Below are 23,910 nucleotides of genomic sequence, written 5' to 3'. Positions count from 1 at the left end.
CGGTCCTCCCGAGGAGGGAGGAGACAGTCTGGTCCATCCCAAACAGACCGGATTCCGTGACAGGAGCGGCGGATGCAAGAGGTCCAACTTCGGCGTAATCCGTTGATTTACTTGCGAATTCAGTTATGAAACTGATTCTAGGTAAAACGTTTCAGGTCGGGTGCTACGTGGCATAATGCGCAGTTCCGAGACTGTGAATTGCGGATCCGCTCCGGGGTCGAGCATTGTCCGGGCTGCAGTCTTCGCGGAATGCTCTGTAATGCTCGGAATCGTGTTGACCCTTGCTTGCGTGTGGAAACTGCCTGAGATTACCTTCAGTTGGCCATCCTCTGCAAAGTAGGCGAGAATCCACGCGCCCCATACGGGGATGCCCATGTGCACTTGCTCAAACGTCAGTATCCGCTGACTTGCAATTACCGGTCTCCCAGGGAGTGCGAGCGCCTTGTCAATTCGATCGCTGACCGGTCGAAGTTCGTCAGCTTCCCGGTCGATCCCGTAGGCATCCTTGTACCTCACAAAGAATGCCCGCACTCTGTCTTCATGGCTGCCAGCGGGAACGTCATCACTGAAATCACCCTTTACGAAATTTATCAATCCATCACGATCCAGCGAGACAGAGTACTTACTCCGCATCTCTGACAGCGCAGCATCGCGGGTTTGACCTGAATCGGCTGTCGCGCTTGCGACCACACAGGGGAAGATGAAAGCCAGGGCAATCAACGTGGACTTAAGGATTTTGTAACGTGCAATCGGATTAACGCGTAGCTTATGGGACGATGATTCGATACTCATTATGTCCTCCCTGTCAAGAACCAATACAATCAGAATTCTGATCATTTACTGCTCGTATCAGTGCCTCCTGGCGTGTGACGAGCCGGGATGCCCTGCAAGCGACGGGGCGGCCACGAATTCAATTCGCGGTCCCGCGCAACGGGACAATGCCCGCACGCAACACTGAATGACCGAACATTACACAATTCGCACGCGTGGCGCAACGCGCAAAGGACAGGAAGCGGACGTGACTCGCACTCGATGTCCTGCCTATTCTACCCAAACGGGAAGCTTCTGCAGAACCGGCCCAAAGCCGGCAGGGGGCGCGTCCCGAAGGCCAACGCCCCCAAGTGGTTAAGGCGATGACGTGGTGTGGCCGGAAGCCGGTCTGCCGGCCCGATCGCTGATTACAGTCCCGAAATCCCCACGGATCGGGTATCAATGAACGGGTTTGATGAAGATGAACCGGGAGATCCTGACAGCGATTGTGGTGACGGCAGGTTTGCTGGTCCTGTGGCAGAGCACCGGGGGCGATTACTACACCAAATATGAGGTCATTGAGGAAGTACCCATCGAACTCGAACCCGACGATCCGTTGGCGGCGGCCGGCTTCTACGATGACAATGCGACGCAACACACCCGTCGCGACGCATTCCGATTCGGCCTGCTGCCCGGCGCGCCCGCTCTGCTCGACAAACACGTCGTCTCGGTCGTAACCATTGTGGTACCATACTGGGCCGCAGTCGCGGCCCTGACCTTGTGGAGAACTCGAAAGCGACACAGCAAGTGATCCAATCTCAACGGACCATGCAGTACATGACGATTGCCGCCATGCTGACAATATGGGCAGGAACCGCGGCCACGTACGCCCAGGAGCAACAGCCGATCAACGACTCCGCGGCGGCCGACGGCGTCGTATTTTTGATCGACCCGTCATACGGCCGCAATTCTGTCGTGTTCAAAAGCAAAGCGCCCCTTGAAGACATTGTCGGCAAAGCGGAAGAGGTCTACGGTTCGGTCACGTTCGACCCGGCTCGGCCGGACGCTGGGGGCACTGGAGAGATTGTCGTCAAAGTCGGCGACCTGCGCACCGGAATCCCGAAGCGTGATGAGCATCTGCGCAGTTCTGACTGGCTCGACGCGGAGCAGCATCCGGAGATCCGACTCGCAATATCAGGTACCAAAGGTGTCGACCTGTCGAAGCGAATCGACGATGCGGCTACCTACGATATGACGATCGTGGGAGAGTTCGCGCTGTACGACTCTGTTCACACGGTCGAATTTCCGGCAACAGTGACTTTCATGCCGGATGCCGCCCGCGCCGACAAGAAGCTGACCGGCTCGCTCCTGGCCGCACACGCGGCCTTCACATTGAAACTGGCCGATTACGGAATCACCGGCCCGCGCGGGGCGGGGATCATCGGGTCGCAGGTCGGTGAAGAGATTCTGATCGAGGTTCGCCTCTTCGCCACCTCCGGAAAGTAATCCACAAGCAACGCACATGAATCGTCCGACCGCGTCCGTTCGACGCCCTGTGTACGGCATAACTCTGGCGCTGTGCCTGAGTCTTGCCGCCCTCGCACGAGCAAATGAACCGATTACCGGGAACGCGTTCGACGCCCTGACCGCGTGGGTGGGCAGCGACCTGCACGCATGGCTGACCGGCGAGTTGGGCAATCGAGCCGACGTTCTCGTCCGCGGGCCACTGGACCCATCGTATGAGGGTGATGCCTGGCTGTCTACGCGCCTGCGATACATCCGCGTTGTCTGTTTCTCAGCGGCCATCTGTGATTCGGCGGCGGCTCCTTTGCAGGGCAAACTCGGCTTCCGTATCGCCAGAGACCCTGCGCCCTTGCCCTGGGCAGCGGGCACGGTGATGGCGGACTCCCATGCGGACACGATCTGGTTTGGCGCAATCCAGCAGTTGCGCTGGCTGATCTGGCAGCGGTCACTGATCGCGGCGAACAACGATGTGATCGACCGGCGGCGGCGCTACGCGGCGGCTGTTTCCGACTACCTGCAACAGATTGATTCCGGATTGCCCGATGCGAACCCTCCTCGGGCAATTGACTTCGGACTTCCCGAGCGAGAGGACTTCTATGCCGAACCGCCGGGGTATGTAATCGAGGGCTACGCCAACTACAAAGAGTATCTTCACGACCATGAAGGCATATCGACCGACTTCGCGCACGGCATCCGCGGCTTCATACCAACCGACTCTCTGCGGGGGGCGATGATCGACAGTGCCCGGCCGGTTGCGTACCCCGATAAAGAGCAGCCCATGCTCCAACGCGAATTCCGTCAGTTCGTCGACAGGGGGGGTGACATGCGTGTGCTCTCGACATTGACCCGCGCCGGCTTCGATACGCTGGCAGCCGGGGAATACTTCTTCGCGGTCGGGGTCGACGGTACTGTGCGCTTTGGGCGTGAACTGTTGCGCGAGGACGTCGACCGGATGGAACAGAAGACCGGACGCAAAGTCCCCCGCGCCAACCACGCCTTCCTGTTTCCGGGGGAACCGGTCCTGACAGCAGGAGCGTTCTTCATCGACCGCATGGAAGACCGCCCGCGCATTCGGGAAGTCAATGCCCAATCCGGCCACTACTTTTACAGCAACATATCCCCGACGGTGCGGGAGGACATCGCCGTCGGCTCGAACGCGTACCTTCTGACGCTCGGCCACTTCTTTGCGTCCCTCGAACGCCTCGGCATACCGTGCGACGACGTACTGATTCGCAAGCTGTAGTGCTAAGCAAACGGGACTACGGGGCGCCGTTGACGGTTTCCATCAAGTCATCCATGCGGTGCCGGACGATCTCTCCCTCGACAAGGAAGATCACGTCCTCGGCGATGTTGGTGGCTTGATCGGCGATGCGCTCCAGATGGCGGGAGGCCGACAGCGCATTGATCGCCCGGGGGATCGTCTTGGAATCCTTCTGCATCAGGCTCTGCAGTCCGATAAACATTTTCTTGTTCAGATCGTCGACCTGATCGTCGATTTGGCAGACCCACATGGCGGTCTTGGTGTCGCCGTTGACCAGCGCATCGAGACTGGATCGCACCATCGCGCTGACCGTTTCGGCGATATCGGCGATCTTAATCGGCATCGGCAGCGGCTCGTGTGCGCAGAGATACTTCGCGCGCTTGGCGATGTTGATCGCCAGATCGCCGATCCGTTCCAGATCGTTGTTGACCTTCAACACGGTGATGATAAACCGCAGATCCTGGGCGACCGGCTGGTGCAGCGCGAGGATTTTCAGGCAGGACTCCTCGACTGCGACTTCGGTCTGGTCGATCTTTTCGTCGCCGTCGAGGACCTCCGCGATCAAATCAGGACGCCGATCGACCAGCGCGCGGATCGCCTTGTTGATCTGCTCCTCGACGAGCGATCCCATGGTAAGGATTTCCCGCTTGAGGATATCCAGGTCGCGCAACAGGTGTTTCGACATGCGCCCGTCCTTGCGTTAACCGAACCGCCCCATGACATAGTCACCGGTCCGTTTTTCTTTGGGTCGCGTAAACAGTGTCTCGGTGTCGCCGAACTCGATCAACTTGCCCGCGTCCAGAAAGGCCGTAAAGTCGGAGACACGCGCCGCCTGCTGCATGTTATGGGTGACAATCACGATTGTGTACTGTTTTTTCAGTTCAAACAGCAGGTCCTCGATCCGGGAGGTGGAGACCGGATCGAGCGCGGAGCAGGGCTCATCCATCAGGATGACGTCGGGCTGCATCGCCAGGGCGCGCGCGATGCACAACCGCTGCTGCTGCCCGCCGGACAGTCCCAGGGCGCTGTCGCGCAGCCGGTCTTTGACCTCATCCCACAGTGCGGCGCGGCGCAGCGACTCCTCGACCAAACCGTCGACATCGGATCTGTGTCCGTTGATCGAGGGCCCCCATGACACATTCTTGAAGATGGATTTGGGGAATGGGTTTGGCTTCTGAAAGACCATCCCAATACGCAGGCGGACATCCACGGGATCGACGCCGGGGCCATAGAGATTGGCGCCGCGGTACTCGATGACGCCCTCCATCCGCACGTTGGGGATAAAGTCATTCATGCGATTGAATGCGCGAATCAGAGTGCTTTTGCCGCATCCCGACGGGCCGATGATCGAGGTGATGCGATTCTCGGAGATCTCCAGACTCAGATTTCGGATCGCCGGCGCGGTTCCGTAGCTGATCGAGAGATCGTGCGCCTGGATGATCGTCGGCGAGCCGGCGGCGTCGGCGGCTCTGGCGGTCGGCTGCGGGCTGGGAGTTACCATGCGCGGTCTCGCTGTGAGCGATGACGGATGATGATCGCCGCGGCATTCATAATCAGCAATACGGCCAGAAGGACGACGATACCGGCCGCCGCCAACTGATGAAACTCAGCCTGCGGCCGCGACGCCCAGTTAAAAATCTGTATGGGGAGCGCGGTGAACGCGTCCATCGGCCCGGAAGGAACGAAAGCGACATATGTGAGTGCGCCGATCATGATGAGCGGCGCGGTCTCGCCGATGGCGCGTGAGAGTGCCAATATGAGGCCCGTCAGGATGCCCGGCAGTGCCGCCGGGAGGACATGGTAACGAACAGTCTGCCACGGTGTGGCGCCCAACGCCAGTGCGGCCTGGCGGATCGAGTGCGGGACCGCGCGAATGGCTTCGCGTGAAGACATGATGATCACCGGCAGGATGAGCAAACTCATGGTGAGCGCACCGGCCAGCACACTGCGTTGCAGCGAAAACCACCGCACAAAGATCGCCAACCCCAGGATGCCGTACACGATCGACGGTACACCGGCGAGATTGGCGATGTTGATGTCGATAAACGCACTGAGTTTTCCGCGGCCGCCGAATTCCTCAAGGTAGATGGCGGCCGCTACTCCCACCGGTATTGAGAACAGCGCTGTCAGCGATGTCAGCCACAACGTCCCGAAGAGCGCCGATTTGATGCCCGCCTTCTCCGCGAATCGTGACGGATAGCTCGACAGGAAGCCCCCATCGAGCCAGCCGATCCCTTCGCGCGTGACATGAAGAATCAAAACTCCCAGCAACACCACGGCGAGCCAGGTGAACAGACGGCATGTCGCGACAAAGAGCGCGGCCCATCTGCGGCGCGCGCCGAGCGCGCCCGCTTTGGCGGGATGTGCCATCGTCACTCGTATACCTCGCGGAACCGGCGCAGCACGCGGTTGGCAATCACGTTCATCACCAGCGTGATCGCAAAGAGCAACGAGCCGACCGTGAAGATCGTCTGATACTCGATCGTGCCCGCGGGTGTGTCGCCGAGACTGATCTGGACGATATACGCCGTCATCGTCTGGATGCTTTCTAAGACGTTGAGTGTCATCTTCGGGGAGGCGCCCGCCGCCAGCGTCACTGCCATGGTCTCGCCCATGGCACGTGAAACGGCGAGAACGAACGACGCCATCACCCCCGAGAGCGCCGCCGGTACGACGACACGCGTCGTGGTTTCAAACGACGTGGCGCCGAGTGCATATGCACCCTGGCGCAGGGAGTGCGGCACGGCCCGCAAGGCATCGTCACAAAGCGATGCGACCATCGGCAGGATCATGATTCCGACAACGACCGACGCGCTGGCGGCGTTGAACACCTGCGTCGACGGAATGATCAATTGCAACAGCGGGGTGACGAAGGTCAGAGCGAAGTATCCGTACACGACCGTCGGGATTCCGGCCAATACCTCCAGCGTCGGCTTGAGTATGGAGCGCACGCGGTCGGGGGCGTATTCACTGAGGTAGATCGCCGCCGTGAGCCCAACGGGAATGGCGACCAACGCCGCCCCGACAACCACCAGAAAAGTGCCGTTGATCAACGGGAGCACGCCGAATGATTTCGGCTCCAACAGCGGCGTCCAGCGGGTGCCGAACAGAAACTCGAAGAGCGGAATGTGTTTGAAAAATGAGTAGGTCTCGCTCGCGAGGACAGCGATGATCCCGATCGTCGTCGCGATCGACAGCAGCGCGCACACAAGAAGGCCGCCGCGGATCGCTTCCTCCGACCAGCGGCGCCTTTTGGGCGGTAGTGCCGTTGCCGTATGATTCACCGGCTCAACTGATCACGTTCCCGCCGATTCGGCGGAGAGCAAGTCTTCCAGCTTGATTCGTGTGGTGGATCGTCCCTCGAATACCGACCCGGTCACACGGCGCGCAAACCGATCCTTGGCGAGCGCATACGCGGCCTGCGGCAATGAAATATACCCCACCTCTCCGACCAACACCGGGGCATGCTCCAGATAGAAGTCGACAAACGCCCCGACTTCCGGACGCTGCGCGGCCTTTGTGCCGACGTAGATAAAAATCGGGCGGGACAGCGGCGCGTAGGTCCCGTTGTTGATGGTCTCCTCCGATGGGGCGATCGGCCCATTGCCGTCGTCGATGGGGACCAGTTTGAGCTTGTCCTGGTTTTCGATATAGTAGGCGAATCCAAAGAACCCGAGTGCATCGGGGTCGCCGGCAATGCCCTGCACCAAGACGTTGTCATCCTCGCTGGCGGTAAAATCAGCCCGGCAGGACTGCGACTTGCCGTTGATCGCCTCGGTGAAGTAGTCGAACGTTCCCGAATCGGTACCCGGGCCATAAAGGCGAATTTTCCGTTTGGGCCACTCCGGCCGCACGTCACTCCACAATTTCACCGTGCTGCCCGGCTCCCAGATGCGCTTGAGCTCGGCCACCGTCAACGAGTTGACGAATGTGTTGTCCGGGTTGACGATGACCGACAACCCATCGAAGGCCACCGGCAACTCGACATACTCGATACCATGCTGGGCCGCGCGCGCCACTTCCTCGGGCTTGATGGGTCGCGAGGCGTCGCTGATGTCTGTCTCACCCGATGTGAACTTCTTAAAACCGCCTCCGGTGCCCGAGATGCCGACTGTGACACGAACACCCGTTTGCACCTTCTGGAATTCTTCGGCCACCGCTTCCGTGATCGGAAAGACCGTGCTGGAACCGTCAACAGTGACCGTTCCGGTCATCCCCGTTGACTTTGGCTCGCCGTTGCCCGACCCGCAGCCGGCAATTGCAGTGCAGATGATGAGTAAAGCGACGACAATCCGTGATGGCATGATCACCCCTCCGTATGGACGACGCTTAGACCGCATTACAATGCGACACAAGTGAGATAGTTTGTTCTCGCAATGTTAAGAGGCATTAAAGAACCTATGTTTATCACTCAAAAGTCGACTTGGATCCTCGTCGAGACCCCATCGGCATTGCCAACACCTAAGAGATTGGCATGCATATAATTAACCATGATCCGGGCATACGGGTTGAGGAGCCAGTTTAACCCAAATACAATATCCTCCATCTCGCCACCGGTGACGATGCCGTCGCTTAAGTCGACCCGCGAGAACCGTGCGATGACTTGGATCGCGCCCACTCCGTTGTTCTCGGAAGCCCAGTCGGATCGTGGCTGAGTTCGATCAAATACCGCCGCGGACTTCTTGTAGGCCTGATGCTCGCCGGTCAGATACGCGCCAATCTGGATGTAATAGCCGTTGAAGCTCGGGTCATCGACCGACGGGGCATCGAGGTGTGAACTGAGGTACTCCGCCTGAATCGGCACCGGACCATAGACCGCGGCAAACTCGAACCCGGCCAGCACGGCCGCGTCGACTCCAGCGATTGCCCTGGTGTCGACAAATCGGGGAGCCAGGTGCTGTGATGGGCGTTGGGAATACCGGACCATGTCGTCGGCCGGATCCCGACGGCTGACAGCCGCGCCGAAGTGAACCAGTCCCTTGCCATCGTCGAACCACGGCAACCCGGTCAAACGAGCGGTGAAGTTGTATTCGCCGTCACCGGTCGATTTGCCGAACCCATCGTCTTCACGAAACACTCCGGCTGTCGCGGTAATGCGTTGGTCTTCCCATGTGTTGAACAGGGCGATGCCGGTGTTGTGGGAGGGTGTGAACGCGTGCGCGACTGAATGTTCCAAAACTGAGATTTGGGAGCCGCTGATCAGTTCCTCAAAGCTGAATGGTTCCTTGAACTGACCGACCCGGAGACCGCCGAGCGCGGGGATGCCGATCAGTTCGATATAGACATCCTTAAACGACGGCACGCCGGAGGCAAAATCGTACTGCGCCTTGTAGGCGATCCGCTCGTGCACTTTGCCGGAGACCCAGAGCCGGGCGCGACGGAATTCCGTGCCATCCTCCAGTTCACCAACGAGCGCTCGCAAGCCATCGTCGCCTTCACCGGCCGACCAGTCGTTTTGAATCAGCCCGCCAATTTTGATCTGTCTCTCAAAGCCGAGCCCAATGGTCGGCCAGACCCAAAGCATGGTGATCAGAACAATCCCACTCCCAACGCCTTTCCTCACGCGCATGCGACCCTCCTCTTTGATCTGCGTGATGACGCCATTGCCGACCCCAGCCCGGTCGAGCTTCTCGAGAGTGGTGTTCGCAAATGAAGAAATGGTTAAGGCAGAGATTTTTTCTAAAATTAACGCCCCGGAGGCGCCGCGCTCGCCAGAGGCAACGTAACCCGAAAGGTACTCCCGTGGCCGGGGGTGCTGTCGACGGTGACGGTGCCGGAATGGGCCAGGACGACATGCTTGACAATAGCCAAACCCAATCCGGTCCCTCCCATCTCACGCGACCGTGCAGTGTCCACCCGGTAGAACCGCTCGAAGATCCGTTCCTGATGCACAGGATCGATCCCGATCCCGGTGTCGGTCACTTCGAGGGTCGCGCGGTTTCGGTCGCCGGACAGTGAGACCGTGACCTGTCCGCCCGACGGTGTGTGCTTGATGGCGTTATCAAGCAGATTGTCGATGACCTGCCGCAAAGTCTCGCGGTCTCCGATCACCTCAACAGGCAGCGGATTCAACACTGATCGTATCAGCACGCCTCGTTTCTGGCTCAAAGGACCGAGGGCCGTGATTGACTCGGTGATGACCGAACGCCAGTCCAGTGACAGCGGCTCCAGCAGTGAGTGATCGGCCTCCAGTCGCGACAGCGACAACAGATCGGTCGCCAGGTTCGACAGCCGTTCCGATTGATGCCTGACCCGTTCGAGGAACTTCTGTCGCGTCGGCCCATCCGTGCCTGAGTCGTCCAGAAGTGTTTCCACCAACCCCTGAATCGCCGTGATCGGCGTCTTCAGTTCATGGGAAACGTTGGCCACGAAGTCGCGGCGCACTTGCTCGAGTCGCCGCAGCTCGGAGACATCGTGGAGAACGGCCACCGCGCCGGCGTTATGCCCGGCCTCGTCCAGCAGCGGCGAGGCGTAGAGCGCGACATGCCGATCGCGCGGCTTCTCGACGATCCGTGCTTCATGGTCCCGCGGCAGTCCCGTGGCCAGCACATCAGCCAACAATTCCGCCAGCGCGGTGATCCGTGTGATCTCCCAGACCGGGCGGCCCAGACTCTCGATCGCCGGGGCGCCCAGCAGACGGCTGGCGGTCTGATTGATGTGGATGACCCGTGCGTCGGCATCGACAGCAACCACGCCATCGATCATTCCCGACAAGATCGAGGCCAATTTGGCCCGGTCCCCGGAGATGGCCGAAAAGCGCTCATGCAATCCCCCGGCCGCGACATTAAAATCATGCGCCAGTCCGCCGATCTCGTCGTGGCGGTCGACTTCGACTCGATGGCCGAATTCGGCGGCGGCCAGCTTTCGCAACGCCGTCGAAATCGTTCGCAGACGCCCGATCGCCGGTTTTGCCAGAAGTACCGTGACCGCGAGCGCCACGATCGCGCCCGCAATCAGCGTCACCCACAGCGAGCGTTCGGAATCCTCGAGTTGCGCACCGAAGAGGACCACGGCGCCGACGCACAGCAGGCAGGCAATGTAGACTTTCCAGAAGAGCGGGGCGCGACGCACGGCCTATTCTTCCTCGTCGCGGAAGCGGTATCCAACGCCACGGATCGTTTGAATCAGGTCGGCCGAGTCTCCCAATTTCTTGCGGATGGCGCGAATGTGAACATCGATGTTTCGGTCGATGACATCGGATTCCTCTCCGATCACGCGATCCAACAATTGGTTACGTGTGAAGACACGTCCGGGATTGGCCGCCAGAAAGTGCAGAAGACGAAACTCGGTCGCGGTAAAGACGATCGACTCTCCCGCCACGCGCACCTCGTGGCGCGCTTTATCGATCAAGAGAGCATCGCGGGCGATCCGATCCCGGCTGCGCCCGACGTCGGTTAACGGGCCTCGACGCAGAACGGTCTTGACGCGCGCCATCAGCTCACGGACCGAAAACGGCTTGGTGATGTAATCGTCGGCCCCGATTCCCAGCCCCAACACGATATCGCCCTCTTCACCCTTTGCCGTGACCATGATAATCGGGATGGAGCGGGTCGAGGGGTTCGCCTTAAGCCGGCGACACACCTCCAGACCGTCGCGACCGGGCAACATCAAATCCAGCAGAATCAGATCCGGAGGGGTCTTTTGGGCTTCGCTGAGCCCCTGCTCCCCGTCCGGAGACGTGACAACCGTGAACCCATCACGTTTCAGGTTGTAGTCGATGACGTCGAGAATATCCGGCTCGTCCTCGATGACCAGGATTGTGTGTTTCTCCATAGCGTGGACCGCAAGGAAGCATCCCGTTGTGTCCGACGCAAACGGTGGATTAGTGAAGGTCATAGAACAGTCGGGGAGTCTTAAGCGATCGTTAACTGGATGCGGGAACACCGATGGAGGCAGATGGTTCTAACGGGGACCCCAAAGTGATATCACAAATGGGCCTACGGGCAAACTGTGACGGTGTATATTCGTATGATTGATACTGCGCCAGCCGACATGGGCCTATCACTAACTCATCGATTCCGGGTACCCGACTCAATGAAGACAGCTATCGCAAAACACCTGCTCCGGGGGGTCGCGTTGGCGGCAGTGGCCGGCGTATCGGGACCAGTCGAAGTGCCGGCACAAGGCATGCCGCCGATGTTGGTCGCGACCGACACAGTCCGCATGCTGGAGTTCAACGAGCAGCTCACACTGATCGGCCGCACGGAAGCGCGAGCGACCAGCTCTATCGTCTCCGAAGTGGACGGAGCTGTCGACTCGATCGTGACCGGGGAGGGCGTGTGGGTGACGCGCGGTACGGTCCTTGTCGCACTGGACGGGGAACGCGTCCGTCTCGACCTGCAGTCGCGAACGGCCGACTTAAAGCAGGCGGAGGCGCAATTGCAATTGGCGCGATCACACCGGAAGCGGACGGAAGAACTCTTCGCCAGGGAATTGGTCCGACAGATCACGCTCGACAGCGCCGAGGCCTGGATCACAAGCGCCGAAGCACAAGTCATGCGCGCCGAGGCCCTGCGCGACCGCGCGGCCATCGACTATGAAAGCTGCCGCATCAAAGCGCCGTATTCGGGATACACGCTGCGCCGGCATCTTGATGCGGGCGAATGGGTCAGCGTGGGGGATCCGGTTTACGATATGGTCGATCTGTCCGAGCTCACAGTGGTCGTCGATCTGCCGGAACGCAAATTCGGGCACCTTGAGATCGGCAGTTCCGTCTTCATCATAGCATCGGGAGATGAGCAGGAGCCGTTGACAGGTCGCGTGACCGGGTTTGCGCCGAATGCCTCCGGGGAAACCCATACGTACCCGGTCATCATTAAAGTCGACAACCGTGAAGGACGGCTGGGAGGCGGCGCGCTGGTTCGCGCCACCCTGTCGATGAAGGAACGGTTCTCCAGTTTGGCGGTCCCGAAGGACGCGGTGGTCCGTCAGGGGATGCAATCCCTCGTGTACACGATTAACGAGGGCCTGGCGGCGCCGATCCCGGTGATGACGTCGGCATCGAGTGGCTCGATGGTCGCGGTCTCGGGCGACGGATTGCAGGTTGGCATGCCGATTGTCGTCCGAGGCAACGAGCGCATATTCCCGGGCAGCCCGGTTCGCACCGAAGAGAGTACCGCGCCCGCCGCGCCGCCCGCCGACGGCGCGTCGTCGTCACCGTAGCGCGCCGATGCGCGCCCGGTCCGTTTAAGGATTTCGCGTGAATCTTATTCAGGCCTCCATCCGCTACCCCGTTACCGTCATTGTCGGCGTGCTCATCCTGGTGATGGGCGGCATTGTCGCGTTGACCAGCGTGCCGGTGCAACTGACGCCCGAAGTCGAACGGCCGCAGATCACGGTCACCACGAACTGGTTCGGCGCCTCCCCTGAGGAGATCGAAAAGGAGATTATCGAGGAGCAGGAGGAATTCCTCAAGTCGGTCGAAGGACTGGAGGAGATGCACTCCGAATCGCACGACGGCTACGGGCAGGTCTTGCTGCAATTTGCGGTCGGCACCGACATCACCGGTGCGCTGGTGAAAGTCACCAACAAGCTCAACGAGGTGCCCGACTACCCGGAAACTGCCGACCGCCCCATCGTCACCGCCTCGGGTCCGTTCGAGGGCGCGATCGCCTGGTTTGTGGTCAAGGGCGATTCGTCGGTCTACGTGCCCCACATGCAGCGGCTGATAGAGGACATGGTCAAGCCGCGGCTGGAGCGTGTCCCCGGCGTGGCCGCGATCAACCTCTTCGGCGGCGTCGACGATGAGTTGCATGTCGAGTTCGATCCCGACCGGCTCGCGTCGATGGGGATCACCATTGCGCAGTTGACCGCTGCGCTGCGCGCTGAAAACCGCGACATCTCCGGCGGCGATTTTAGTGAAGGCAAGCGCCGCTACATCGTGCGTACGACCTCGCGCTACGAGCGTACCGACCAGGTCGCCAATACCGTCGTCACGACCCGCAATGGAACCCCGATTTATGTGCGCGACTTGGCCGACGTGCGCATGGCGCATCAAAAACCGGTTGCACAGGTGCGCCACTTCGGCCATCCGTCGATCGCGTTTAATGCGCAACGGCAGGTCGGGGCCAACGTGATGGAAGTGACCGAAGGGCTGTTGGCCGAGTTGGAAGGCGTCAACCGCGACATTCTCAACCCGCGCGGCATGTCGGTGCAGAATGTCTACCGCGAGACGATCTACATCGACTCGGCGATCGATCTGGTCCTCAACAACATCTACCTGGGCGGGCTGCTCGCCATTGTCGCGCTCTTTTTCTTCCTGCGTTCGGTCTCGTCGATTCTCGTCATCGGAATCGCGATACCGATTTCGATCATCAGCACGTTTTTGACCATGTTCCTGTTCGGCCGCACCATCAATGTCATCTCACTGGCGGGGATGGCGTTCGCGGTTGGGATGGTGGTCGACAGCGCCATTGTCGTCCTCGAGAACACCTATCGCCACATGCAGTTGGGCAAGGACCGCTGGCAGGCGGCGTATGTCGGCACGCGGGAAGTCTGGGGTGCGCTATTGTCCTCGACGGTGACGACAGTCGCGGTCTTCCTGCCGGTGGTCTTCATTCAGGAGCGTGCCGGGCAGCTTTTTCGCGACATCGCCATCGCCATCTGCACAGCGATCATCCTGTCGATGATCGTCGCGCTGACGGTCATTCCCAGCGCGTCGGCACGAATCCTCCGCGTCTCGCACAAGCTGAAGGGTAACTCCGGACATGAAACGTGGCTGGGACGGTTCGCCGCGCGCCTGGCGCGCTACGTCGATTATATCAATGCCAACAACAAGCGGCGATTGGGTTCGATAGCGGGCATTGTCGTGGTCGCGATGGGTCTGACGGTACTTTTGATACCCCCGGCCGAGTATCTGCCCAATGGGAACCAGAACTTTGTCTTCGGCTTCATGCTGCCCCCGCCCGGATACAACCTAGAAGAGATGGTGAAGCTCGGCGAAAACGTCGAGGCCGGATTGCGCCACTTATGGGAGACTCCGCTCGATAAGGCACAAGACCTTCCCGGAGGGGGGATCGACAACTTTTTCTTCGTGGCGTTTGCGGGCCAGGCCTTCTTCGGCATTCGCGCCAACGAAGACGGCCGTGTTCGGGAACTGCTTCCCATCGCCAACGGCATTCTCTTCTCAGTGCCGGGGGCATTCGGGCTGGCGAATCAGGCGTCCCTGTTTGAACGCGGGTTTGCGGGGACACGATCGGTGCGCGTCGATGTAACGGGCGCGGACATCAACCAGATTCTCCCCGTCGCCGGGCGCATCTTCGGCCAGATCGGCGAGGTTCTGCCGGGCTCGAATTCGCGGCCGATCCCGGCGCTCGATTTGGGCAATCCCGAAGTCCGCGTCATCCCCGACCGCGTGCGCGCGGCCGACGCGGGTCTGACTGCCAGCGAAATCGGCAATGCGGTCAATGCCATGGTCGACGGCGCCCGTGTCAGCGAGTTTTGGTACCAGGGGCGGGAACTGGATTTGCTGATCAAGGGATCCGATTCCTGGACCCGCCACACGCAGGACGTTGCGCAGTTGCCGTTGGCCACGCCCTCCGGTCGAATTATCACGGTCGGCGATGTCGCCGACGTTGAAATGCGTCAGGGGCCGGTGCAGATCAATCATATCGAGCGGCAGCGAGTGGTCTCGATAGAGACAACGCTTCCCGACGACATTCCACTGGAAGCCGCCATCGCCCTGCTGCAGAACCAGGTGATGAAACCACTGCGGGAGGACGGTACCATCGGCGGATCGGTCGATGTGTTCTTCTCCGGGACAGCCGATGATCTGTCGCGACTCAGAACCGAGCTATTTGCGGGATTTAATATCGCGGTGATTCTGACATTTTTGCTGCTGGCGGCACTCTTCCAGTCGTTTGTCTATCCGCTTGTTATCATGTTCACCGTACCGTTGGCCACCTTCGGCGGAGTGTTGGGGCTGCGTATTGTCCAGTTGGCCGACTCCGGACAGCAATTGGATGTACTGACCATGCTTGGCTTCGTCATCCTGGTCGGCACCGTCGTCAACAATGCAATCCTAATCGTCTATCAGGCCCTGCAATCGATGCGGGAAGGCATGGATGCGCGCAGCGCGGTCAAGGAGTCGGTCCGCATCCGCGTGCGCCCGATCCTCATGTCCACCGGCACGACGGTCTTCGGGATGTTGCCGCTGATCGTCATGCCCGGCGCCGGCTCGGAATTGTATCGCGGCATTGGCGCGGTCGTGGTTGGCGGGTTGGCGGTATCGACGGTAATCACCCTTGTCTTGACTCCCTTAGTCTTCTCGTACGCCATCGAACTGGTCAGCTCCGTCCGCCGTTTGTTCGGGCTCAGCGACGAGCCCGTTGCACAGGGCCGCGATTTTGAGCCCGAGCGATCGGGCCCGTAAGATTCTGCACTCGACGACAGTTTCCCGCCGTTCTCAGGTCGGGTTGCCCGGTTGGCACGGTTCGGGTATCTTGCCGACATGCCATCCGGGATTGCCGCCGTGCAGCGAGATTTGCTGTCCTATCGCGACGAGTTTGACTCAGTCCGTAACTGCCGTTACCTGATTTCCAACTCTCTGGGTGCGATGCCGAATCGCGCGGCCGCGGCATTGGCGGATTATGCGGCTGCCTGGAAAAGTCGCGGTGTCCGGGCTTGGGAAGAGACATGGTGGATGATGTCCCGCCAGGTCGGGGACCGTATCGCATCGTTGATCGGCGCCGCCCCCGACAGCGTCTCGATGCATCCGAATGTCACCTCGGCGTCTGCGACCGTACTGTCGTGTTTCGATGTGGCTCCGCCGCGCAACAAAGTCGTGATGGTCGAGATGGAGTTTCCATCGCTGCAGTACCTCTATCACGAATGGCTGCGTGATGCGGGACACGTCCGGATCGTACCGTGCCCGGATGGGATTGCGGTCCCGACGGAACATCTGCTCGAGGCGATCGATGAGACGACGTTGCTTGTGCCGATCTCTCACGTGCTTTTTCTCTCATCGGCGATTGTCGATGCGAAAGCGGTCATCGAGCGCGCGCACCGTGTCGGCGCCCTGGTCGTGCTCGATACGTTCCATTCCGCAGGTGTCCTGCCGTTTGATGTGACCGAACTGGGTGTCGACTTCGCGGTCGGCGGCTGCCTGAAGTGGCTGTGCGGGGGACCGGGCGCATGCTTTCTCTACGTTCGACCCGACTTGGCGCTGGACCTCAAACCGCGCCTGACCGGATGGATGTCGCACGACAACCCGTTCGCGTTTGCCCAACCGCCGTTGCGGCGTTCACAGGGCGCCTATCGATTCATCAACGGCACGCCGAACATCCCGGCGCTGTACGCGTGCGGGCCGGGACTGGAGATTGCGGCCGAAATCGGTCCGACGGCGATTCGTCGGCGTTCGATGGAAATGACGGCGCGGCTCTACGATTTAGCCCGTTCACACGGCTGGACCGTGATGACGCCGGAGGATCCTTCAGCCCGGGCGGGGACCGTGTCGATCGATATCCCCGATGCATCTCCGGTCGCCGCGGAGTTGACGGCGCGCGACTTTCTGGTCGATTATCGGCCGGGGGCAGGGATCCGGATCGCGCCGCATTTCTACACCACCGATGACGACATCGATGCGGTCATCGCCGAAATCGCGTCGATGCTGTCTGATCGCAGCTATGAACGGCAAGCAACTCACCAGCGTGTGGTGACATAGACTTATGCCGCAGATCATCGACATCTCACAGAAGCTGGAGACGGGGATCGCGGTCTGGCCCGGAGACACTGCTTTTGAGACCTTTTGGGTTATGCAGATGGGCAAAGGCGATGCCTGCAATGTCGGCAGCGTCACGATGAGTCTGCACACGGGGACTCATGCCGATGCGCCGTTGCACTTCTTATCTGACGGCGGATCGCCGGTCGATGCCGATCTGACGCCGTACATCGGCGATGTCTATGTGCTCGACTGCGCCGGAGTGCGGGAGCTCGACCGGCGTGCCATCGGGAAACTCGGTCAGCGCACAGTCAAGCGTGTGCTGTTTAAGACCGGCACGGCCAGTGCAACTCGATTCGGCGACGATTTCGCATCATTCACGGCCGAGGCCGCGAGACTGCTGATGGATCGCGGCGTGATCTTGGTTGGGATCGACACGCCCTCGGTCGATCGCGCGGACTCCAAAACTCTGGATGCGCACAAAGTCTTCGCGTCAGCGGGGGCTGCCATTCTCGAGAACTTGTCGCTGGGTCATGTCGCCGAAGGGCACTACGAACTGATCGCGCTGCCGCTGAAGCTGGCCGGAATGGATGCGTCGCCGGTGAGGGCGATCCTGCGCAGGCGGTAGGCGGCGGGATTTCGCTTGCCGACGATGCCCACCGGTGGCCATACTCACTCTCTGCGCATCGTCTGATGCCGCATCACCATGGACATTCTCCGCAGCGCCATCGATCCACGTTCCGAGGAGTTTCGGAATCGGGATCAACATCATCGCGGCCTGTCACAATTGCTGCGCGACCGGCTTGCGCAGGTGCGCAAAGGCGGATCGGATTCCGCTATCGAAACGCAGCGCAAACGGGGCAAACTGCTGGCGCGCGAGCGCATCGACAAGCTGCTTGATCCGGACACGCCGTTTCTGGAACTCTCGGCACTGGCGGCATGGGACAACTACGACGGCGAGGTGCCGTCGGCCGGCCTTGTCACCGGAATCGGCCGTGTGGCTGGTGTTGAGTGCGTGATCGTGGCGAATGATGCCTCGGTCAAAGGAGGGACGTATTTCCCCGAGACCATCCGCAAGCACATCCGCGCGCAGGAAATCGCTCTCGAAAACCGTCTGCCGGCGGTCTATCTGGTCGACTCCGGCGGCGTCTTCCTGCCGTTGCAGGCGGATGTATTTCCCGATAAGGAGCACTTCGGACGGATCTTTTACAATCAGGCGCAGATGTCGTCACTGGGCATTCCGCAGTTGGCGGTCGTGCTCGGATTGTGCACGGCAGGCGGAGCGTATGTCCCGGCGATGTCCGATGAAAACATCATCGTCAAAAAGCAGGGCACGATCTACCTCGCCGGACCGCCATTGGTCAAAGCCGCCACCGGCGAAGAGGTGTCGACGGAGGAACTCGGCGGCGGCGAGATGCACTCGCGCGTCTCCGGCGTCACCGATCATCTGGCCGACGACGAAGCGCACGCCCTGCGCATGTGCCGCAATATGGTCGAGAATCTCAATCGCACCAAGCGAGTCGATGTGGATGTCCGTGACCCGGAGGACCCGCGCTACCCCACGGCCGAACTGTATGGCATCCTGCCCGCCGATGCGCGGCATCCGTATGATGTTCATGAGGTGATCGCCCGCCTCGTCGACGGCAGCCGCTTCCATGAATTCAAAACCGGATACGGAGCCACGCTGGTCTGCGGCTTTGCGCGCTGGATGGGATATCCCGTCGGGATCGTCGCCAGCAACGGCGTGCTCTTCAGCGAAAGCGCGGTCAAGGGCGCACACTTTGTTCAACTGTGCGCGCAACGCGGCACGCCGCTGGTCTTTCTGCAAAACATCACCGGCTTTATGGTCGGCAAACGCTACGAGCAGGGCGGCATCGCCAAAGACGGCGCCAAAATGGTGCAGGCAGTGGCAACCGCGGCGGTGCCGCGCATCACCGTGATCATCGGCGCATCACACGGCGCCGGCAACTACGCCATGTGCGGACGCGGCTACAAACCGCGATTCCTCTTCACATGGCCCAACGCGCGCGTGTCGGTGATGGGCGCCGATCAGGCCGCCAGCGTCCTGGTGCAAATCAAGCGCGAGCAACTCGAACGCGAAGGGAAGACGCTTTCCGATGCGGAAGCGGCGAAGATCGGCGATCCGGTCCGCGAGAAGTATGAACGTGAAGGCGATCCCTATTACGGCACCGCGCGGCTGTGGGATGACGGCATCATCGATCCCGCCGAGACGCGACAGATTGTCGCACTGGCGCTCTCGGCATCGCTGAATGCGCCGATTCCGCGAACCGACGCACCGGTCTTCCGCATGTAGTATCGTAACCCATGGACGCCATTCGCATATCCCGGGAAGGACCGATCACGACGGTGACGCTGGACCGTCCCCAAGTGCGCAACGCCTTCAATGAAACCCTGATTGCGGAACTGACCGGGGCCTTCTCCTCGATTGACGAGCATTGTCGTGTGGTCATCCTGACCGGCAACGGTAACGTGTTCTGCGCCGGTGCCGACATCAACTGGATGAAGAAAAGCATCAGCGATACGCAGGAGCAAAACGCTCGCGATGCCGACGCGATGGCGCGCATGTTTCGCGCGATCGACGAGTGCCCGAAGCCGGTCGTGGGACGGATCAACGGCCACGCCCTGGGCGGCGGGATGGGATTGGTCGCCTGCTGCGACGTCGCCTTGGCAGTCGACACGGCACTCTTCGGATTCACCGAGGTGCGATTGGGTATCGTGCCCGCCGTGATTTCACCGTTTGCCCTGCGCGCGATCGGCACGCGCGCGGCGCGCCGCTACTTCCTGACCGGCGAGCGATTCGACGCCGCAACCGCACATGACCTGGGCCTGGTGCACGCGGTCGCCGCCGCCGGCGCTCTGGACACGGCAACGGAGGCGATCACACACGCTTTGCTCAAATGTGGTCCAAATGCGGTGACGGTGGCCAAGCAGCTAATCCGCGAAGTACCAGCGATGGACGCAGTAACGGCCCACCGGCACACCGTCGAAACGACGGCGCGGGCCCGGACCTCGCCGGAAGGACAGGACGGACTGGGCGCGTTTTTGGAAAAGCGCAATCCGCGCTGGCTCTCGGCCGACACCCAGTGAAGATCCTCGTCGCCAACCGGGGCGAAATCGCCTGCCGGGTGATGCACACGTTGCGCGAATTGGGAATCGCATCGGTCGCGGTGTGCACGCGTCCCGATGCCGACGCGCCGCACGTGTGGCTCGCCGACGAGACGGTCGATTTGGGGGAGCACGACCGGTATCTGAACATCGACACGATCATCGGCGCGGCACAGTCGTCGGGTGCAACGGCGATTCATCCCGGATACGGCTTCCTCGCCGAGAGTGCCCAATTCGCGCGCGCGTGCCGTGAGGCCGACATCACTTTCATCGGGCCCTCACCGGAAGCAATGGAACAACTCGGCGACAAACGCACGGCACATGTCATTGCGGAAAAAGTCGGCGTCCCGACTGTCCCCGGAGCACGCGATATCAACACGCTTGACGAAGCCAGGTCGGCGTCCGCGCACATCGGCTATCCGTTGCTGCTGAAAGCAGCCGGCGGCGGTGGCGGCAAGGGAATGCGGCTGGTCAGTGACGCCGCCGAGATGGAATCGGCCTTCGCCGGCGCGCGGCACGAAGCGCAGTCGGCATTCGGCGATGTTCGATTGCTCATCGAGAAATATATCCATCCGGCGCGCCACATCGAAGTGCAGATTCTTGGCGACGGAAAACGCGTGATCGCCCTGGGCGAGCGCGAATGCAGTCTGCAGCGGCGGTATCAGAAAGTGATCGAGGAATCTCCATCGCCGGGAATCGCGCAGGCCACGCGCGACGCATTGCGCGATGCCGCTGTGCGCATCGCAACGGTCGCAGGATATGCCAATGCCGGCACAGTGGAGTTCCTCGTCGGTCCGGATGGGCAGTTCTACTTTTTGGAGGTCAACACGCGCCTGCAGGTCGAGCACCCGGTGACCGAAATGCTGACCGGAATAGACCTGGTGCAAGAGCAGATTCGCATCGCGCACGGAGAACCGCTCTCCGATCCGCCGACGGCGCGCGGACATGCGATCGAAGCGCGGCTCTACGCCGAAGATCCCTACAACGGCTACCTGCCGCAATCCGGCGGGGTGCTGATGCTGGAGTGGCCCTCGCATCCCTGCGTGCGCATCGATACCGGGATCCGTGAAGGCGACACGGTCCACCCATTCTATGACCCGCTGTTGGCCAAGCTCGTTGCATGGGGAAATACCCGCAAGCAGGCAACCCGGCGCCTGCGTGCCGGACTTCTGGAGTCCGTCGTTCTCGGCATCAAAACCAATCAGTCGTTCCTCCTCGACATTCTCGACAGCGAGTTCTTCGCACAGGGCGAAACTTTCACATCGACATTGTCCGGCCGACAATGGACTGAACCGCCACCGCCGGACTGCCTTGATGATATTGTGGCGAAAGCGTCAACACGAACGCCTGCAATGTCTGCCGGTGCCGGGGATGTTCACTCACCGTGGCAGAGTCTGGGTCGCTTCCGGATGAGCCAATGAGCTGGGTCATCGTCGAGTGCGACGGCAAAAGAAGTCGCTTTGCCGTGGTGCGCACACCGCGCGGTGTCTGGGTCGGCTGGCCCGGCCGTGGCGATCTGATCTCCGGTGTCGACAACCATACGAACATTGCGCACCGGCACGATGACGTGCGCGCACCGATGACCGGACGGGTCATCACGGTCGCCGCCAAGGCCGGCGCCAGAGTCGCCAAGGGTGATTTGCTGGTCGTTCTCGAGGCGATGAAAATGGAATATCGGCTAACCGCCCCGCACGACGGCATTGTTGAGGCGGTTCACTGTGCCGAAGGAGAACTGGTCGACTTGGGCGCCTCACTCGTTACCTTGACACAATCGAAATGATCCGCATCGTCGAGGTCGGGCCGCGCGACGGCCTGCAAAACGAACCGGCCATCATCGTGACGGCCGACAAGGTCGCGTTGGTCGATGCCTTGTCACCGACCGGAATCAGTGAGATCGAAGTGTCCGCTTTTGTATCGCCGAAGTGGATTCCGCAACTCGCGGACGCGGAAGAAGTGTTTGCACAGATCACGCGCAATCCCAGGGTGACATATTCGGCACTCGTTCCCAACGAACGCGGTCTGGACCGTGCATTGGCGGCAACAGTCGACAAGATTGCTGTCTTCACGGCGGCGAGCGAATCATTCAACCAACACAACATCAACGCCTCCATCGCAGAATCGCTCGGGCGCTTCAAGCCGGTCATAGCCCGCACCCGATCGAACAACATTCCGGTGCGCGGTTACATATCCACTGCGTTTTGGTGCCCGTACGAGGGGAAGATCAAACCGGGGCAGACAATCGATGTCGCGCAGCGCCTGCTCGATCTCGGTGTCGATGAGTTGTCGATCGGTGATACGATCGGGATGGCACAGCCGGACGAAGTCCGAGCCCTGCTGAATCAATTGTTGACGATCGTGGAGCCGTCAAGCGTCGCGATGCACTTCCACGACACGTATGGGCGCGCCGCCGCGAATGTGCTCGCGTCATACGAACTGGGCATTTCGTCGTACGATTCCAGTGTCGCCGGGATCGGCGGCTGTCCCTATGCCCCCGGAGCGTCGGGGAACATCGCGACCGAAACGCTCATTTCTACTTTGCGATCCGTCGGGGCGGAGGTTGCCGTCGATGGCGCAGCGCTGAACGCCGCCTCGAGCATCGTGCGAAAAATCCTTCCAATCGAGCGGCACCCGAAGGCGGCGCCGTGATGAGAGAATGGTTTAGCGCTACTGATTCTTCCACACCGGCTTGCGCTTCTCGCCGAATGCGGTGATTCCCTCGGACGGATCAGATCCGGCCATCAATCCCTTAAGATAGACCGATTCAGACTCGCTGAGCGCGCGCTCGAAATCGGACAACACCGCGCGCCGAAATGCCGCCTTAACCTGCCGCAGCGAGAACGCCGACAGACGCGTCAACCGCGTCAGAAACTGTTCGACGTGCGCGGCAAACTCCCGCGCCGGATAGACATGATTGACAAGCCCCAGCCGCAGCGCCTCCGTCGCATCGACTGCGGCGCCGGTGTAAATCAACTCTGCCGCCTTCTTGATTCCGACAATGTGCGCTAGGTGCGCGACCGCCAGCGGCGGAAACACGCCAAGCGTGATCTCGGGCACGCCAATCCTCAATTCATCGGCGGCGAGTGTGATGTCGCAAAAGATCGCCAGTTCCATCGCGCCGCCATAACAGCCTCCGTGGATCGCGCACACGGTCGGCATCGGCAGTTGGTGTAAGAGGCGAAATGTGTGGTGAAATGTCTCGAGCATCGATTCGACGGTGTCCGCACGGTGCTCGGGAATGTCGACACCCGCCGAGAAGTCTTTCCCTTCGGCGTCGATCACCAGCGCGCACAGGTCGGTGCGCCCGATCAACGTTTCCAGATATGCGTTGACCTCGGTCAGCATGGCGATGTTCAGCACATTGAGCGGCGACCGGGCGAGGGTGAGACGGGCTGTGTGCTCTCGCTGCGACGTTTTTATGAGTTGATCCAAATCGCGGTGCTCGTTTGTCGTTGTCTCATTGGCCGCTTGTGGTGACAACTGGGCTTTCCGGCAGTCGTTCCGAACGCAGCCACTTGATTAATCCTGCCCCCACAAGATATAGCGCCAGAATGATCAAGGCGAGCGCGGCGGTAGCGTTGACCAGCGCCAAATC

22 protein-coding genes are annotated in these 23,910 nt (G+C 60.7%); 12 read left to right on the top strand and 10 right to left on the bottom strand.

All coding sequences use genetic code 11. The annotated features are described in order from the left end of the window. Positions 1-123: 123 nt before the first annotated feature. Positions 124-837: a hypothetical protein gene (locus tag VGB22_06340; GenBank protein HEX9750886.1), complete on the bottom strand. Its 714-nt coding sequence runs from the start codon at positions 835-837 to the stop codon at positions 124-126. A gap of 394 nt (positions 838-1,231) precedes the next feature. Between VGB22_06340 and VGB22_06335 the strand changes: the two genes are divergently transcribed. The 3 genes from VGB22_06335 to VGB22_06325 are packed head-to-tail and all read left to right on the top strand — an operon-like array spanning position 1,232 to position 3,517. Then, positions 1,232-1,561: a hypothetical protein gene (locus tag VGB22_06335; GenBank protein ID HEX9750885.1), complete on the top strand. Its 330-nt coding sequence runs from the start codon at positions 1,232-1,234 to the stop codon at positions 1,559-1,561. A gap of 26 nt (positions 1,562-1,587) precedes the next feature. Beyond that, positions 1,588-2,256 (top strand): YceI family protein, encoded by a 669-nt coding sequence (locus VGB22_06330; protein HEX9750884.1) that lies wholly within the window; start codon positions 1,588-1,590, stop codon positions 2,254-2,256. A gap of 49 nt (positions 2,257-2,305) precedes the next feature. Further along, positions 2,306-3,517: a hypothetical protein gene (locus tag VGB22_06325; GenBank protein ID HEX9750883.1), complete on the top strand. Its 1,212-nt coding sequence runs from the start codon at positions 2,306-2,308 to the stop codon at positions 3,515-3,517. Positions 3,518-3,533: 16 nt separating this feature from the next. Here VGB22_06325 and phoU read toward each other — a convergent pair whose 3' ends face one another. From phoU to VGB22_06285, 8 genes are all read right to left on the bottom strand, one after another. Beyond that, positions 3,534-4,220 carry a phosphate signaling complex protein PhoU gene (gene phoU / locus VGB22_06320; GenBank protein ID HEX9750882.1) on the bottom strand — a complete coding sequence of 229 codons (687 nt, stop codon included), beginning with the start codon at positions 4,218-4,220 and terminating at the stop codon, positions 3,534-3,536. A 15-nt stretch (positions 4,221-4,235) separates the two neighbouring features. After that, positions 4,236-5,036: a phosphate ABC transporter ATP-binding protein PstB gene (gene pstB / locus VGB22_06315; GenBank protein HEX9750881.1), complete on the bottom strand. Its 801-nt coding sequence runs from the start codon at positions 5,034-5,036 to the stop codon at positions 4,236-4,238. Next, on the bottom strand, positions 5,030-5,905 hold the full coding sequence (pstA, locus tag VGB22_06310) for a phosphate ABC transporter permease PstA (GenBank protein HEX9750880.1): 876 nt from the start codon (positions 5,903-5,905) through the stop codon (positions 5,030-5,032). Before pstA ends, pstB begins: the two co-directional genes overlap by 7 nt. Before the next feature lie 2 nt (positions 5,906-5,907). Further along, positions 5,908-6,762: a phosphate ABC transporter permease subunit PstC gene (gene pstC, locus VGB22_06305; protein HEX9750879.1), complete on the bottom strand. Its 855-nt coding sequence runs from the start codon at positions 6,760-6,762 to the stop codon at positions 5,908-5,910. Positions 6,763-6,831: 69 nt separating this feature from the next. Then, positions 6,832-7,839: a PstS family phosphate ABC transporter substrate-binding protein gene (locus VGB22_06300; protein HEX9750878.1), complete on the bottom strand. Its 1,008-nt coding sequence runs from the start codon at positions 7,837-7,839 to the stop codon at positions 6,832-6,834. A gap of 107 nt (positions 7,840-7,946) precedes the next feature. Beyond that, positions 7,947-9,104, bottom strand: a complete 1,158-nt coding sequence (locus VGB22_06295) for a porin (GenBank protein HEX9750877.1) — start codon at positions 9,102-9,104, stop codon at positions 7,947-7,949. Positions 9,105-9,220: 116 nt separating this feature from the next. Continuing rightward, on the bottom strand, positions 9,221-10,606 hold the full coding sequence (locus VGB22_06290; protein ID HEX9750876.1) for an ATP-binding protein: 1,386 nt from the start codon (positions 10,604-10,606) through the stop codon (positions 9,221-9,223). 3 nt (positions 10,607-10,609) lie between these two features. Further along, the gene (locus tag VGB22_06285; protein HEX9750875.1) at positions 10,610-11,308 is read right to left on the bottom strand and encodes a response regulator; all 699 of its coding nucleotides are present in this window, start codon (positions 11,306-11,308) and stop codon (positions 10,610-10,612) included. A 261-nt stretch (positions 11,309-11,569) separates the two neighbouring features. On the opposite strand from VGB22_06285, the gene VGB22_06280 reads away from it, so the two are divergent. The 9 genes from VGB22_06280 (at position 11,570) to VGB22_06240 (ending at position 22,964) form a co-directional block, all read left to right on the top strand. Beyond that, positions 11,570-12,697: an efflux RND transporter periplasmic adaptor subunit gene (locus VGB22_06280; GenBank protein ID HEX9750874.1), complete on the top strand. Its 1,128-nt coding sequence runs from the start codon at positions 11,570-11,572 to the stop codon at positions 12,695-12,697. Between the two features lie 37 nt (positions 12,698-12,734). Next, complete coding sequence (locus VGB22_06275) at positions 12,735-15,905, top strand: efflux RND transporter permease subunit (protein ID HEX9750873.1); 3,171 nt, start codon at positions 12,735-12,737, stop codon at positions 15,903-15,905. Positions 15,906-15,983: 78 nt separating this feature from the next. After that, complete coding sequence (locus tag VGB22_06270) at positions 15,984-17,195, top strand: aminotransferase class V-fold PLP-dependent enzyme (GenBank protein HEX9750872.1); 1,212 nt, start codon at positions 15,984-15,986, stop codon at positions 17,193-17,195. A 4-nt stretch (positions 17,196-17,199) separates the two neighbouring features. Continuing rightward, entirely contained in the window at positions 17,200-17,820 is a 621-nt protein-coding gene (locus VGB22_06265; protein HEX9750871.1) for a cyclase family protein, read from the top strand. 78 nt (positions 17,821-17,898) lie between these two features. Next, the gene (locus VGB22_06260; protein HEX9750870.1) at positions 17,899-19,506 is read left to right on the top strand and encodes a carboxyl transferase domain-containing protein; all 1,608 of its coding nucleotides are present in this window, start codon (positions 17,899-17,901) and stop codon (positions 19,504-19,506) included. An 11-nt stretch (positions 19,507-19,517) separates the two neighbouring features. Then, positions 19,518-20,300, top strand: a complete 783-nt coding sequence (locus tag VGB22_06255) for an enoyl-CoA hydratase-related protein (GenBank protein HEX9750869.1) — start codon at positions 19,518-19,520, stop codon at positions 20,298-20,300. Then, positions 20,297-21,739: a biotin carboxylase N-terminal domain-containing protein gene (locus VGB22_06250; GenBank protein HEX9750868.1), complete on the top strand. Its 1,443-nt coding sequence runs from the start codon at positions 20,297-20,299 to the stop codon at positions 21,737-21,739. The genes VGB22_06255 and VGB22_06250 overlap by 4 nt, the downstream gene beginning before the upstream one ends. Continuing rightward, positions 21,736-22,098 carry a biotin/lipoyl-containing protein gene (locus VGB22_06245; GenBank protein ID HEX9750867.1) on the top strand — a complete coding sequence of 121 codons (363 nt, stop codon included), beginning with the start codon at positions 21,736-21,738 and terminating at the stop codon, positions 22,096-22,098. The genes VGB22_06250 and VGB22_06245 overlap by 4 nt, the downstream gene beginning before the upstream one ends. Then, positions 22,095-22,964 carry a hydroxymethylglutaryl-CoA lyase gene (locus tag VGB22_06240; GenBank protein ID HEX9750866.1) on the top strand — a complete coding sequence of 290 codons (870 nt, stop codon included), beginning with the start codon at positions 22,095-22,097 and terminating at the stop codon, positions 22,962-22,964. Before VGB22_06245 ends, VGB22_06240 begins: the two co-directional genes overlap by 4 nt. Before the next feature lie 18 nt (positions 22,965-22,982). On the opposite strand, the gene VGB22_06235 is transcribed toward VGB22_06240, so the two are convergent. Then, positions 22,983-23,747, bottom strand: a complete 765-nt coding sequence (locus VGB22_06235; GenBank protein HEX9750865.1) for an enoyl-CoA hydratase/isomerase family protein — start codon at positions 23,745-23,747, stop codon at positions 22,983-22,985. Positions 23,748-23,910: the final 163 nt, after the last annotated feature.

Source organism: Candidatus Zixiibacteriota bacterium, from assembly GCA_036397555.1.
Lineage (GTDB): Bacteria > Zixibacteria > MSB-5A5 > WJJR01 > WJJR01 > DATKYL01.
Note: the sequence above shows the minus strand (reverse complement) of the source record. Positions and strands in the feature narration are given on the sequence as shown.